This is a genomic window from Embleya sp. NPDC059237, assembly GCF_042754105.1.
In the GTDB taxonomy this organism is placed as follows: Bacteria; Actinomycetota; Actinomycetes; order Streptomycetales; family Streptomycetaceae; genus Embleya.
This window is the reverse complement of the sequence record NZ_JBHZAE010000026.1, coordinates 64111-77925: the sequence shown is the minus strand read 5'-3', so window position 1 is coordinate 77925 and position 13815 is coordinate 64111. Positions and strand designations below refer to the sequence as shown.

At 71.0% G+C, this 13815-nt stretch carries 6 protein-coding genes and 2 pseudogenes; 5 read left to right on the top strand and 3 right to left on the bottom strand.

All coding sequences use genetic code 11. The annotated features are described in order from the left end of the window. Window positions 1-293: 293 nt before the first annotated feature. Window positions 294-2606: a Helicase associated domain protein gene (locus ACFXKZ_RS47555; RefSeq protein WP_380012987.1), complete on the top strand. Its 2313-nt coding sequence runs from the start codon at window positions 294-296 to the stop codon at window positions 2604-2606. Window positions 2607-3662: 1056 nt separating this feature from the next. After that, a complete protein-coding gene (locus tag ACFXKZ_RS47550; protein ID WP_380012984.1) occupies window positions 3663-3986 on the top strand; it encodes an Lsr2 family protein in 324 nt (107 codons plus the stop codon). A 192-nt stretch (window positions 3987-4178) separates the two neighbouring features. Here ACFXKZ_RS47550 and ACFXKZ_RS47545 read toward each other — a convergent pair. Together ACFXKZ_RS47545 and ACFXKZ_RS47540 are read right to left on the bottom strand one after the other, a co-directional pair. Continuing rightward, window positions 4179-5694 (bottom strand): annotated as a pseudogene (locus tag ACFXKZ_RS47545) (ISL3 family transposase). A 303-nt stretch (window positions 5695-5997) separates the two neighbouring features. Then, window positions 5998-7815 carry a HEAT repeat domain-containing protein gene (locus tag ACFXKZ_RS47540; protein WP_380012981.1) on the bottom strand — a complete coding sequence of 606 codons (1818 nt, stop codon included), beginning with the start codon at window positions 7813-7815 and terminating at the stop codon, window positions 5998-6000. Between the two features lie 251 nt (window positions 7816-8066). Between ACFXKZ_RS47540 and ACFXKZ_RS47535 the strand changes: the two genes are divergently transcribed. Together ACFXKZ_RS47535 and ACFXKZ_RS47530 are read left to right on the top strand one after the other, a co-directional pair. Further along, window positions 8067-8207, top strand: coding sequence for a hypothetical protein (locus ACFXKZ_RS47535; protein WP_380012978.1), 141 nt, complete (start codon window positions 8067-8069; stop codon window positions 8205-8207). Continuing rightward, window positions 8204-9388 (top strand): methyltransferase domain-containing protein, encoded by a 1185-nt coding sequence (locus ACFXKZ_RS47530; protein ID WP_380012975.1) that lies wholly within the window; start codon window positions 8204-8206, stop codon window positions 9386-9388. Before ACFXKZ_RS47535 ends, ACFXKZ_RS47530 begins: the two co-directional genes overlap by 4 nt. A 235-nt stretch (window positions 9389-9623) precedes the next feature. On the opposite strand, the gene ACFXKZ_RS47525 is transcribed toward ACFXKZ_RS47530, so the two are convergent. Further along, window positions 9624-10229, bottom strand: a complete 606-nt coding sequence (locus ACFXKZ_RS47525) for a DUF4232 domain-containing protein (RefSeq protein WP_380012972.1) — start codon at window positions 10227-10229, stop codon at window positions 9624-9626. 429 nt (window positions 10230-10658) lie between these two features. On the opposite strand from ACFXKZ_RS47525, the pseudogene ACFXKZ_RS47520 reads away from it, so the two are divergent. Beyond that, window positions 10659-13815 (top strand): annotated as a pseudogene (locus tag ACFXKZ_RS47520) (hypothetical protein); the annotation flags it as partial.

Here is a 13815-nt window from a genome sequence, read left to right as displayed (position 1 = left end):
AGGGACGGAACTGCCTCGACGCCCCGCCGTCGATGGACCATCCGGCCGCGGAAACCCACCGCTCACGGCACCGAACACCGGTCGCCAATCCACAGCGGATCCCGTGATCGAGACCTCGGCCGGTCGCCGACGTTGTGACCGCGTGGACCGTCGGCATCAAGACATCCGGCACACATCTCGATCCAGGGGACCGGCTCCACACCACTTCGCTCCAAGTACCTGCTCGGCCGGCGCCCTGCGCGCCACACCCACAATCGTCCCCCGTCCGTGTTCCGCACACGAGGAAAACATTCGTGGCATCGCCTCTGAGGCCCCATCAACTCCACGCCGTCCAAGACATCGTGGACACCCTGACCACACATCCCCGCGGGCTGCTGGCCATGCCGTGCGGCACAGGAAAGTCCCGCACCGCCGTAACCGCGGCCGACCGCATCGCGTCCGTCCTCGACCCGCACGACGGACGCATCCTGATCGTCGTCCCCTACCTCGCACTGGTCCGGCAACTCCTGGGCGAGGCGGCCGAAGCCGTCGGCGCCGACGAACTGGGCCGCGTCCTCGCCGTCTGTTCCGACCCGCACATCCTCAGCCCTCTGACCCGCGACAACGACATCCGCGGCCGCGTCACCTCCCGGCCGGACGAACTCGCGGCCCTCCTCGCGCCCCCCGGTCGCGCCACCGTCGCCTCCACCTACGACAGCCTCCCCACCCTGGCAGCCGCCCACCGCCTGGGACTACGCCCCTGGACCGTCACCATCGCAGACGAGTCCCACCGCAGCGCCGGACGCGAAGACAAGCCCTGGGGCATCATCCACGACGACGACGCCGTTCCGTCCCGCCGCCGCATCTACGCCACCGCGACCCCCTGGATCGTCTCCGGAACCGGCATCGTCGGCATGGACGACGAGACCGTCTTCGGCCCTCGCGCCCATACGCTGACCTCCGGCAAGGCCGTCGCCGACAACCTCCTCGCCCCCTGCCGCACGCTGGTTCCCGTCATCACCGACGCCGCCATCCGCGACGCCGCCCGCCGAGCCTCCGACAACGGGGGCACGTACTACCACCTCGGCCCCGGCGCGGCGCTCGCCCCCGACATGCTCGCCAGCCAACTCGCCATCCTGCGCGCCGCCCACGAGTACGGCATCCGCCGCCTGATCACCTACCACCCCTCCATCGCCCAGGCCCGCGCCTTCGCCACCACCCTCGAACAGGCCATACGCCTGCTCCCGCCCGACGAACGCCCCACCACGCTGTGGGCCGGGCACATAGACAGCACCCAACCCCGCGCCGACCAACGCGCAACCCTGGACCGCCTGCGCACACCCACCGCGGACGACAACACCCTGGTGGTCGTCGCAAATGTGCAGATGCTTCGCGAAGGCATCGACCTGCCGGCCGTCGACGCCGTCGCCCTGTTCGGCGACTGGTCCTCCTACATCGCCGTCACACAGGCCATCGGTCGCGCCCAGCGTCGTGGCGACCCCCGCGTTCCCAAGGTCGGGTACATCATCGTGCCGGCCGTCCTCGGCCCCGACCAGGACCCGGCCGCCGCACTCGAATCCACGCAGTGGTCCACGGTCGTACAGGTGTGTTCCGCACTGGCGGCCGCGGACGAGGACCTGGCGGCCGAGTTCATCGAGGCACGCCGCGCCCAGGGCAGCGCACCCCGCCCCCACTCCCAGCCGCGTCTGTCCACCGGCGAGCCGCCGTCCTGGTTGCGCGTCACCGGCGTGCCGGCCCCCGAGGACTTCGCCCGGGCGGTGACCGTGCGTGCCATCCACGCCTTCACCAGCTCCTGGGAGGAACGCTATGGCGCCGCGCGCGCGTTCTTCCTCGAACACGGGCACCTCGCCCCGCCCGACGACCACGTCGCCCCCTCGGGGGTGCGTCTGGGAGCGTGGCTCAAACAACTCCGTCGGCCCCGCACGATCGTCAGCGCGCACCGGCGCCGGCAGCTGGACGCGATCGGCATGTGCTGGACTCCCCAGGACCGTGACCGTGCCCGCCTCCTGGCGGACCTGTCCACCTTCCACGCCGAACACGGCCACGTGAACGTGCCCCACGCATACGTGTGTCCCGAACCCGACGGACAGCGCCTGGACGGCCGCGTCAACAAGCTGCGGGCCCGAGGACGCGCATCGGTTCCCGCCGCGTACGCCCGCCAACTGGAGTCACTGGGCTTCGAGTGGACACCCGCACAGTCCCATCGCGCGCAATTCCTGGCCGACCTGCGCGCCTACAGGGACCAGCACGGCGACCTTCTCGTGCCCGTCGCCTACACCGTCGGTGATCCGCCGCGGGCATTGGGGCAGCAGGTCAACAATGTGCGAAACCGGCATGCCCGCGGCGATCGGGTGGATCCCGAACTGGACGCCATGGGGTTCGTCTGGAACGACGTCGAGGCGCGGTGGCACACGAAGCTCGCCGTTTTGATCGCCGACGGCACCGACCCGCAAGACATGTCCGCTCGGTACGCGACCGGCGACGGCGTGGAAATCGGCAGGTGGTTGTGGGCGCAACGCAAGGCGTACCGGGACGGAACGCTCACCCCCGCGCGAGCCGCGGCCCTGAGAGCGGCAGGTGTGGACCTCGGAACGAGGAAACCCTGAGCGTGGTCGGCGTATTCGTGGATTGTCGGTGTGTCGTCGTCGGGGACGACGCGAGGTTCCTGCAGAGAATGCGTCAAGGTCCGGTGATCCGAATACGACCGCGTCCCGTGTGCCGACCGAGGCCGGCGCACACCGATCGGCTCGGGCCCGTCGACCCGGGGGAAACACGGCGCCACGGCGAGGGTTGTGTGTACCGTTCGAGCATTCCCCGTCGCAGCAGGTCCGGATCGGCGACACCCGCGGCAGCGTGCCACGAGTTCGGTGACGGCTGCGATTCGCGACGGTCGAAGAAGGAGTCTCCGTCCTCGAAAAGGAACCGGCCGCCTTGCGGAGTGGATCCGCAGCAATGGTCAACCTCGGGTAACCGTTGGGGAGGCAGTCGCCACGACGTCGGCGGAGTAGCCGATGCCGGCATGCTCTATTGCGAACGAGTCTGCGCCGATTCCCGCGCTTTCGCCGCAGCGCGGAACCAGGGTCGTCGTGTCGTCTCCCCACCCCCGGAAGTGTCCTTCGGGGCGGCACGCACGCATCACAAAGAACAGGAAAAGCGCAGCACGGGCCGGGGCTCCCGATCGTTCACTCGACATGTTTCGGTGCGATCGTCCCCGGCCATGGGTGCCGCTTCCGGAGTGACCGAAGGTGGCAGCAGAAGCGCGGGCACGCTGCGTCGATGCCCTGGTGGACACGGCTCGGCCGGGCCCCGAAATGAAGGGGCACCGGCGGGCGTCGCAACGATTTTCGGATCCGCACACGAACGCGCAGCGGTACCGCCACGAACGAGCGACGTAACCGCGGGTGGCATGCGACCGGGTGGGACGGTCGGCTCTTTCGTCTCGCCGAGCACGGACGTTCGATTCACGCCCTACGGCTCGACCCCGCCCGCGCGGGAACTCGCCGCGAACGGGTGGCGATCAGCCTTGCACCAACGGGCGTTGCGCAATCCTCATGACAAGCGCCTGCGGATCCGATAGGAACATCCAGTGAAAAGGCATGTGGGGGCAGGTCCGTTGTAGGCTCCTCCAACTGCGATAAAAGGGGATTGGTATGGCTCGCCGCGTGATTACGGAATTCGTCGACGACATCGACGGCAAGACGGGCGCAGGAGTCCGCACACACACGTTCGCGCTGGACGGTGTCCACTACGAGATCGACCTCGGGGAAGACACCTTCCAAACGCTGCTGGATCGGCTCGGTCCGTATTTCGGAGCCGCTCGAAAGGTCGGGTCGCGACCGCACGCATCCGGCAAGAGGCCCCGCGCGGCGGTCCTGGGACCCAACCCGGCGGACGTGCGGGAATGGGCCAGGAAACGCGGAATCGACGTCAACGCCCGGGGCCGCGTGCCCAACGATGTCATCCAGCGGTACCAGACGGAGAACTGACCGGATGGCACGGGAATCTCGATCTCGGGATCGAGCCCGGGGCGACAAGCACCCGCTTCACGCCCCGGACCTTCCGGGGGCACCTCTCCGAAACTCCGCGGGTGGGAAACGAACAGAACACGCATGCTTCACGGAGTTTGAGGCTCTTCCAAGATTTTCGTAGTCGATAACTGGGTCAACGGGGTGTGTTGGTCAGTTGAGCAGGATGCGCTGCCGGAGAAGAGCGAAGCCGGCGCGTCCGTAGGTCTGGCGTTTGAGCAGCTTGGTCTTGTTGTTGACGCCCTCGGTGGCTCCGTTGCTGTAGAGGAGGTCGAGGCCGGCCTGCACGGCGGCGCGGTCCTTGTCCATGCCGTGGATGAAGCGGTGTAGGGCCGGGAGGTCGTCGGCGGTCACGGCCTCGATCCAGTGTTGGAGGGGCGCGGGCTTCTCGTCGGGGTGCTCGTGGTGGGTCAACAGTTGTGCAAATGCGGCGACGTGGGCGGTCACGGCGGTCATCTCGGGGCAGGCCGCGGTGAGTCTGTCGCGGTGGGTGCGCCGCTCGTCGGTCAGGTGGTCGGGGTCGGTCATGATCCAGGCGGTGAGGCGGCGGATCGAGGGGTCCGCCAGTGGCTCGTCGGCGCGTCCCTGTTCGAGATAGCGGACCAGGAGGTTCGCGCTGCCGGTGTAGCCCATGGCTCGGATCTCCGCGAGCAGGGCGGTGGTGGCCACCGGGCCGGCCGCGCGGCGTTCGCGCAGATGGTCGCGGAAGCGGTCGACGAGGCAGGTGCGGTATTGGGGCGGACGGACGAGCTGGTCGGGATCGGTGACGCGGGCGTAGCGCTTGACCGTGTTCAGTGCGAGCCCGAGGCGGCGGGCGGTCTCACACAGGCTCACGCCTGCCTCGAGCGACTCGTGGACGGCGGCGTGTCGCTGCAGGGTGCGCTCGTTGCACGATCCGGGCGTCACCCGGGGCGGTGCCGCACGCCAACAGGCGGCGTGTGCGGCCACCGTTTTCTCCAACCGCAGCGGCCAGGCCGTTCCACAAGTGCCAGCGGTCGGACACCTGCACCGCGCCCGGCAGGGCGTCGGCGATGCCCTGGGCGTAGGAGGCCGAGCCGTCGCGGCAGACGACCTCCACCCCCGGGTGCGCGCGCAGCCAGGAGGTGAGCGTTTCGGCTTTGCGGTCGGGCAGCACGTCGACGCGGGCATGAGTGACGGCGTCGATCACGATCGTCGCATAGCGGTGGCCGCGTCGGAGCGCGAAGTCGTCGACCCCGAGCACCTGCGGGACCGGCACTGCGGGCAGCGGCAGCGCCATCAGCACGGTCAGCAGCGTGCTGCCGCTGACCGCCTGATGCAGGCGGCGCAGCAGCCGGGCGCCGGCCGTGCCGGCGAGCGTCACCGCCACCGCGCCGAACAGCCGCTGCAGGGCCGGGGTCCGGCGCTGGTATCGGACCGTCAGCCCGGGGACCTGCTCCACGAACGTGGTCCTGGGACAGTCCGGTTCGTCGCAGTACAGCCGACGCACCGACAAGTCGACCATCATCGGGCGAGGGCCGACCGCCTCGTCGGCAACATGCCGCACGTACCGGCTGTGCTCCCGGTCCGAGGACCGGCCACACCCCGGACACACCACAGGCACCCCGGCCCGGGTCCGCGCCGTGATTCGTATCAGCGCGGTGCCGACCTCCACCGCATCCACCTGCACTGCGGCCAACTGCGGCAACAAGACCTGCACATCGATGTCACACGACACCAGTCTCTACCAACGGTGCTGTCGCGTCTCACCATTCGACGTACTCGGTCACCCACTACGAAAATCTTGGAAGAGCCGAGTTTGAGACATCGGGTCGATACCGACGACCTGACCGTGAACGGTCGAGTGTCCGAAAGCGACGTGGACTTCGCGGATCGTGGGCGAGGTAAGGCGGGCGGCGTCGAGCATTGCCGTCGCGCCGCCCGCTCGGCGATCGTCAGGGAGCGGACCCGACGAGGCGGCCGGTGGCGGGCGGGAACCGCCGTGCCCGCCCGTTCACGTCAGCATTCGCGTTGCCGCGGAGCGGAGTTGGGTGTCCATCGGCGCTTCGGTGGGCGGCGCGAAGATGTCGTCGGTCAGCACGCGACGGTCGGTGTTCGCCCAGTGCAGGAGGCGCGGCCGCAGGCGGGACGGGTAGGGCGGGCCGATCGCCAGGAGCGTTTCGAGCGCGGCCAGGGGGAGAGTTTCGGCGAGATCGGTCAGCACCGGAACCGCTTCGGAGTGGTCGCCGGTGATGCGCCAGTGGGCCTCGGCGGCATCCCGCCGCGCCCAGGCGTAGTCGTCGGCGAGGTAGCCCTCGACCAGCGGGAGCAGTGGTGCGGCCGTCGGCCCCAGGCGGCCCGCCTCCTCCAGGCATCGCCAATCAGCCTCGAGGTGGCGCGCCAGCAGGTCCAGTGCCGGGGCCGGGTCGGCGCCGAGGCGGGCGGCGGCGACCGTCGCGGCGGTGGCGAGTTCACCGGGGTTGCCGCAGGCGTTGCGGGCCAGCAGGCCGAGCAGTTCGGTGTCGCGGATGCCCCAGTCGCCGAATCGTCGTACCAGCGCCACGGTGGGGCGTCGACGCAGCAGGTCTGTAAGGTCCCGCAGCAGGGCGCGGGCGGCGTGGGGTGTCAGCGTGGCGAGGAGCTCGTCGGGACACGCGTTGCGATGGCGCAGCGCGAGCCGTTGGTGGTCGAGGTTTCGGGTGCGGGCGGCGAGCGCGACCAACGGCCTGGGCTGGGGGTCGGGTATGGCGGTGAGCAGGCGTTCGTCGCCGAGGAGGCCGAGGGCCAGCTGGGCAAGTTCGGCCGTGGTGGCGTCGGCGAGCGCGTGCGGCATGAGATTGTCCCCGAGCGAGGAGTCGGGGTAAGTGGCGCCGGGAGCCCAGCAGATGACGGCGCCGAGAAGCTCGGACAGGTCCCAAGGCGTCGCCGCGTGGGGGAGGGCGGCGGCGAGGAGGGCGAGGGTGTCGTTTTCGCGGCCGCGCCAGTGAGTGGAGAGCTCGTGGGCGCGGCGCGAGCCGCGGCCTTCGACGTTGCCCTGCGCGATCCAGGCGCGCGCCACCGTGGCGGTGGCGTCCGGGTCGTGAGCCAGGACGGCGGCGACGCGGGAGTCGGTGTCGCCGATCCCGGGGAAGAATTCGACCCGGTTGACCGCGAGTTCGCGATCGCCCCCGGCGTCGGCCAGGACTGCGACCAGGTCCGCCGGGTACGGGGCCTGTTCCTGTTCCAGAAGGGCCAGGGCGGCGACCGCGCGGACGGCGGCGACCGGATCGGCGAGTGCTTCGTGGAGGCGCCGTGTGCGGGCCCGTGGGTCGGGGTCGATGCGGGTGAGGACGATCAGGGCTTCCGCGCGCACGGCGGGAGCCGGGTCCGTCGCGTACGCCGCCGCCAGTTCCCGCGTCGCCGCCGGCAGAGTCTGCGCGCTCGCGCGGCGGGCAACACGCACCGCATGGCGCCGCACCTGCGGGTCGTCGTCGCCGAGCAGGTGCAACAGGCCGGCGACTTCCGCCCCGACCCGCGCGTGCCCCTCTTCCTGGTCGCCGGCCCGCGGAACGGGACCCTCACCTCCTGCGCCCGCCAGCAACGCGAGCACACCCGCTCGTTGGTGAGGGGCGTGCACGGCGGCGTGAGCGAGGAACGGCACGGCCGCCACGGTCGCCGGATACACCGTTCCCTGGTGCAACACATGGTTGAACAACTCGCCCAAGGCCGTGTCGGCGCGATCCGCGTCGTCGCCGTACAGGGCCCGGATCCGGTCCGGGACGTCGGTGCCGTCCCCGTAGGCGTGGTACAGCAACTGCCAATCGATCGTGTCGAGTTCCTCGGGTGATCTCACGTCGGCGAACTGTAGCGCCCAGGACCGCCATCCCAGGGCTCACGGATCGTGTCACCACAGAGGCGCGTGACCAGGGTTGTCTTGAGGCCTGCGGATCCCGGAACCGGGACGCCGGGTCACGCCGTTGTCGTCCACAGGCGCCGCGGCGAACCGTAACCCGCGCCCTGTTGGCCCCACAGCCTGGTCCCGACGACCTCATATCCGTACAGTGATTCCCGGCACACTCGGTGTGCCCGACTCGGGGAGGGCATATGCGGTTCCAAGTGATCATCGCGAACGGCAGTCAGAACCCGGACAAGGACGATCACCCCGGCCAGCCGTGGACACCCCCGCAGAATCCGCCGTCGCCCGACGGCACCACCCCGGACGGCTCCGGCAAGCACAAGAAGTGACACTCGCCGCCCACCACGTGCGCCCCGGCCGAGCACGCCTGCACCGCGCGCTCCTGGACTCCGGCGCCATGCCCCCGGCATGGGCGCCCGCCTTCGAGGCGATCGACCGCGCGTGGTTCCTGCCCCGGCTGATGTGGCCCTTCGACATGACGGGCTCGACCAGCACCGTCCGCGACCGTGACGCGGACCCCGACGCCTGGTTCGAGGCCGCCGACGCGAACGTGCCCATCACCACCCAGTGGGACGACGGACGACACACCGGCCCGGCCCCCGGCCGCGTACCGACCTCCTCCGCGTCGATGCCCAGCGTCGTGGCAGCCATGCTCGAGGACCTCGACACACGCCCCGGCCACAACGTGTTGGAGATCGGCACCGGCACGGGTTGGAACGCAGCCCTGCTCACCCAGCGCCTCGGCGCCGACCACGTCACCACCGTCGAGATCGACCCGATTGTCGCCGCCGACGCCGAAAAGGCCCTGCGCTCCCACGGCCTGCACCCCACCGTGGTCACCGGCGACGGCCTCCTCGGTCATCCGCCGTCGGCGCCCTTCGACCGCGTCATTGCCACCGCGGGCTTGCGTCGCATCCCCCACGCGTGGGTGGAACAGACCCGCCCGGGCGGGCTGATCGTCGCCCCGTGGGGAACCCGACTGACCAACGCCGACCACGTCGTGCGCCTGGTCGTCGCCGATGACGGTCGCAGCGCGTCGGGCCGGTTCACCACACCGGTCGAGTTCATGAAGATCCGCTCCCAGCGCCCCGAGCACCTGGACCAGGCCGCGTACCTGCCCGACGGATTCCCCGGCGACGCCGACACGACCAGGACGACGTTGACCGCGCGGGAAGCCGGCTTCGAGGATCCGCTTCGTCACCCGTTCATGACGGCCGCCTCCCTGCTCGTCACCGACTGCGTGCTGCTGAGCGATCGTCGGGACGCGGCGGTCAGCGTCTGGCTGTACGGACTCGCCGACCGTTCCTGGGCCGCTGCGGTCCTGCACGACACGCGCCCAACCAGCGTGGTGTACCAAAGCGGCGCCCGACGCCTGTGGGACGAGATCGAAGCCGCCCACCACCGATGGATCGAGTTGGGCCGCCCGACCTTCGACCGCTTCGGCCTCACCGTCGACGCCCGCGGCGAACACCCGTGGCTCGACACCCCCACTAATCCGCTGCACGGATAAGGCGTCCGGTCGACAACCGTCGGCAATACCGAATCGGCCGCCTGCGGACCCACGTATCCGTTCATACGCAGCGCGCCTGCGATACGGCGTTGCCGAGTTCGGTGCGTGCCGTCATATCCGTGCCCAGCGGCGGCCGGCGCGGCGAACACGTACTTCAACGTCCGCCCGGACACTCGCCCCGCCCAAGAGCTGTACCGCAGCCTCGGCCATCGGCGAAACGGTACTGCCCGTGCCTTCAGTCGGCAGGACACCAGGGGGCGGTGCCTACGCGGCCGGTGTTGCCCACGTCGAGGCCGCCCGGGACTTGGACGTGTTGGGCGGGTTGGTCTGTGAGAGGGGTGACGTCGAGGTAACGCCCGTTCGCGGCGGGGCCGTTCCCGTCCGTGACGGTGTTGCGCCACACGACACCGGCGATCGCCCGCGCCCCGGGGGGCAGCGTGACGGGTTGCGGCGGGGCCTGGAAGGAGGGGTCGGCGCGTGTGATCGACGCGGCCCCGGGCTCGACGGCGACATCGAGTCGGGTGCCGTCGGCCCCGACGACCCGGATGTCGGGGTAGCCGGACACGGTGCGGGTGCTCTCCCCGCAGTTGCTCATCGTCAAGGTCATGGCCCGCAGGCCCATCGCGGCGTCGGGTTCGTCGGCGGTGATCCGCAGGCCCGATGGTGGGCATGTCGCCGCATCGGGGCTCTCGGGCGCGGTAGCCGGCCCGCTCCGGCCGTCGACGCCTCGGGGCGCCGACCTCGACGCCGTCTCCTCGCCACAGGCGGTCGCACCCACCAGGAGCGCCGATATGAGCACCACGGATCCCCACGCCCACCGCACACGCGCATCTGCCGTCACCGGTCGATGATGACACGGCGGCACCGGCGAACGCGGCTCTGCACTGTTCGCGTTCGCGATGGTCGGCGTCGTGGTCGAACAACAGCACCGAGCGCTCGTTCCCGGCGTCGATCGGTCGGGACAATTCCGCGGCGACAACCACGAGGGACGCCGCGCGCAGCCGGCACCTACTTCCACGTCTACTCGCTCTGTGCCACGAGCTGAGGCACGCGTCTGCCCAAGGGAGTGCTCGTCCGCTCTCCCCACGCCAGATGACTCTCTCCCCTGAGACAGGCCCGGAGGGTGGGCCCAACGGAATCCGTCCTTCTCCGGACGTCACGGTGTCTCACGAGGCATGCGACCGGCGTGTACCCGGGATTCGTCGTGTTCGGTGGGTGGAGCCTGTCGGTGCCTGGCACGCTGGGTGGCCTTCCGGGAAAGGGGGCGCGGATGGGTGTGGGGCGTGCGGTGGTGGTGGGGATCGGGCGTTTCGAGGCGGACGCCTCGGGTGAGGAGGTTCCGGTCGGCGGTTCGGCGTGGGCGGAGTTGCCGTTCGTCGACCGGGTGGTGCCGAGGGTGTCGGCGGCGTTGGAGCGTCTGGGGTACGCGACGCAGGTGCACCGCGACGTCGGCTCGGCGGCGTTGCGGGCGGCGGTGGCGGGTGCGATCGGGACCGCGCGGGTGGTGTACGTGGCCTCGCACGGGAAGGCGAGCGGTTCGAATCCGCGGCGGGTGGACGTGGTCCCGGCGGATGCGGTGGTGGGGCACGGGACGAATATCGCGCAGTGGGTGGACGACGCGCAGGAGTGCGGTGTGGCGACGCTGTTCCTGTTCGACCTGTGCCGGTCCGGTCGGGCGGCGGCGCTGCCGCACCTGGTCCACGGTTCGCACGCGCCGGCCAACGCGTGGGTGATCGCCGCGTCGAGTGGGGGCGAGGACGCGTACGACGGGCGGTTCAGCCTCGCGCTGGCCGAGGTGCTGGAGGAACTCGCCCGGACCGGGCTGGACACCGACCCGGCGCGCTCCCACGTCCCGTTCTCGACGGTGACCCGGCGGGTGCGCCGGCGGGTGGAGCGGATGCCGGGGCCGGTGCAGAGCGTGCAGAGCACCGCGATGGTCCTGGCCGAGGACGAGCCGGCGTTGCCGTTCTTCCCCAACCCCTTCCACGATCCGGCCGCGGCGAGCGTGGCGGATGTCGATCCGGCGCTGCGCGTCTTCCTCGCCCCGGGTGACGCTCGGCACTTCGCCGACAAGGCCGGTACGCAGTTCACCGGCCGGCGCTCCCAGTTGCGTGCGCTCGCGCCGTGGCTGGACGACGTCGACGCGGGTGCTCTTCGGGTGGTGGTGGGCAATCCCGGGGTGGGCAAGTCGGCGTTGCTGGGCGCACTCGCGTGTGCCGCGCACCCCGAGCTGGTCCCGGTCGCGCCGCTCGTGCGGGCGCGGTTGGCCCGCGATCCGCAGGGCTGCCCCTCGGTCAACGACCGACTGGCGGCGGTCCACGCCCGCGGCCGCACCACCGCCGAGGTGTTCACCTCGATCGCGCGCCAACTCGACTCCGCCATCACACCGGACGAACCGCTGGACGCCGCCGGGCTCACGAGCCTGCTCCTCGGCGCGGGCGAGATACCGGCGGTCGTCGTGGACGCCCTGGACGAGGCATCGGACCCGGTTGGGTTGTGCGCGGAACTGGTGCGCCTGGCCGGTATGGTCCGCGCCGACGGCCGCCCGGCGGTCCGCCTGTTGGTCGGCACTCGTCCCTGGCCGCAGTTCGCCGCGCTGATCGACCTCGCCGACGCGACAGGCGGCCTGGTGGACCTGGACGACGCCGACCCCGACGAGGTCCGCGCCGACGTCGCGGACCACCTGGCCGGCATCCTCGCCACGGCGCCCGGCTACGCCCCGCCCCGCATGCGCGCGATCCGGGACCGCCTCGCGCACGCCGTCGCCGACCGCCTCGCCCCGCTTCCCGGGCAGCGGGCGCAGTGGGGGGCGTTCCTGGTGGCCGGGATCTTCACCCGACACCTGGCGCGAATACCCGCCCCGGACAGCGTCGACGCGGCCGTGAGACTGGGCTCCTCCGTCCCCACGACGCTTCCCGCCGTCCTCGATCTGGACCTGGCCGCCCACCCCCACGGCCGCGACATCCGCGCCATCCTCGCGGCCACGGCCCTGGCCCGCGGAGAGGGCATGCCCCTGGAGGTGGCCCTGCCGCTCGCCGGCCTGTTCGCCGACCTGAACCCCGAACGCGCACGCATCCTCCTGCCCGACGCCCTGTTCTACCTGCGCGCCACCCCCGACACCGACGGCACCCTGCTCCACCGCCTCTTCCACCAAGCCCTGGTCGACCACCTCACCGACCCACCCACCACCCACATGCCCGCGCCCACACCCGAGGACGTCCTCGACCACCTCCTGGCCACACACACCACCCACGACGGCCGCGTCCGCGACTGGGAGACGGCACCTCCATACCTCCTGCGACACGCCCTCGATCACGCCGAGGCCGCCCGCTGCCTCGACGGACTCCTCGCCGACAGCGAGTACCTGGTCCACGGCGACCCGGCCGCCCTCGTCACCGCTTTCCCTCATGCGCACACCGACGACACCCAAGCGGCCTGGGCGGTGTACCGCGCCTCCATCGGCGACCACCGGTACACCGACCCGACCACCCGCCGCCGCATCCTCACCATGGACGCGGCACGCCACAACGCCACACCGCTCGTGGCCGCCCTCACCGAGAAGACCGAAGCAGGCACGTGGACGGCCGTCGCGGCAACGGGCCGGCACCTCAACCCGGCGTGGCGCGATACCCTCACCGGTCACACCGGCATTGTGACTGCGGTGGCGTGCACGGTCCTGAAGGGGCAGCCGGTCGCGGTGACCGGTTCCGGCGACTGCACGGTGCGGGTGTGGGATTTGACCACCGGGCAGCCGCACGGTGAACCTCTCACCGGGCACACTGAGTGGGTGAATGCGGTGGCCTGCGCGGTGGTGGGCGGGCGACCGGTGGCGGTGACCGGCTCCGACGATCGCACGGTGCGGGTGTGGGATCTCACCAGCGGTCGGCTACGCGGCGAACCCCTCACCGGACACACCGGCTCGGTGAATGCGTTGGTCTGCACGGTGGTGGACGGGCGACCGGTCGCGGTGACCGGCTCCAGTGACTGCACGGTGCGGGTGTGGGATCTCACCAGCGGTCGGCTACGCGGCGAACCCCTCACCGGACACACCGACTCGGTGAATGCGGTGGCGTGCACGGTGGTGGACGGGCGACCGGTCGCGGTGACCGGCTCCAGCGACTGCACGGCGCAGATATGGGATCTGGCCACCGGCCAGGATGGCGAACCCCTCACCGGACACACCGACTCGGTGAATGCGGTGGCGTGCACGGTGGTGGACGGGCGACCGGTTGCGGTGACCGGCGCCGCCGACTGCACGGCGCAGATATGGGACCTGATCAGCGGTCGGCCGCGTGGCAAAGCCCTTACCGGGCACACCGAGTGGGTGAAGGCCGTGGCGTGCACGGTGGAGGGCGGGCGACCGGTGGCGGTGACCGGCTCCGACGATCACACGGTGCGGGTGTGGAACCTGGCCACCGGTCACCAAC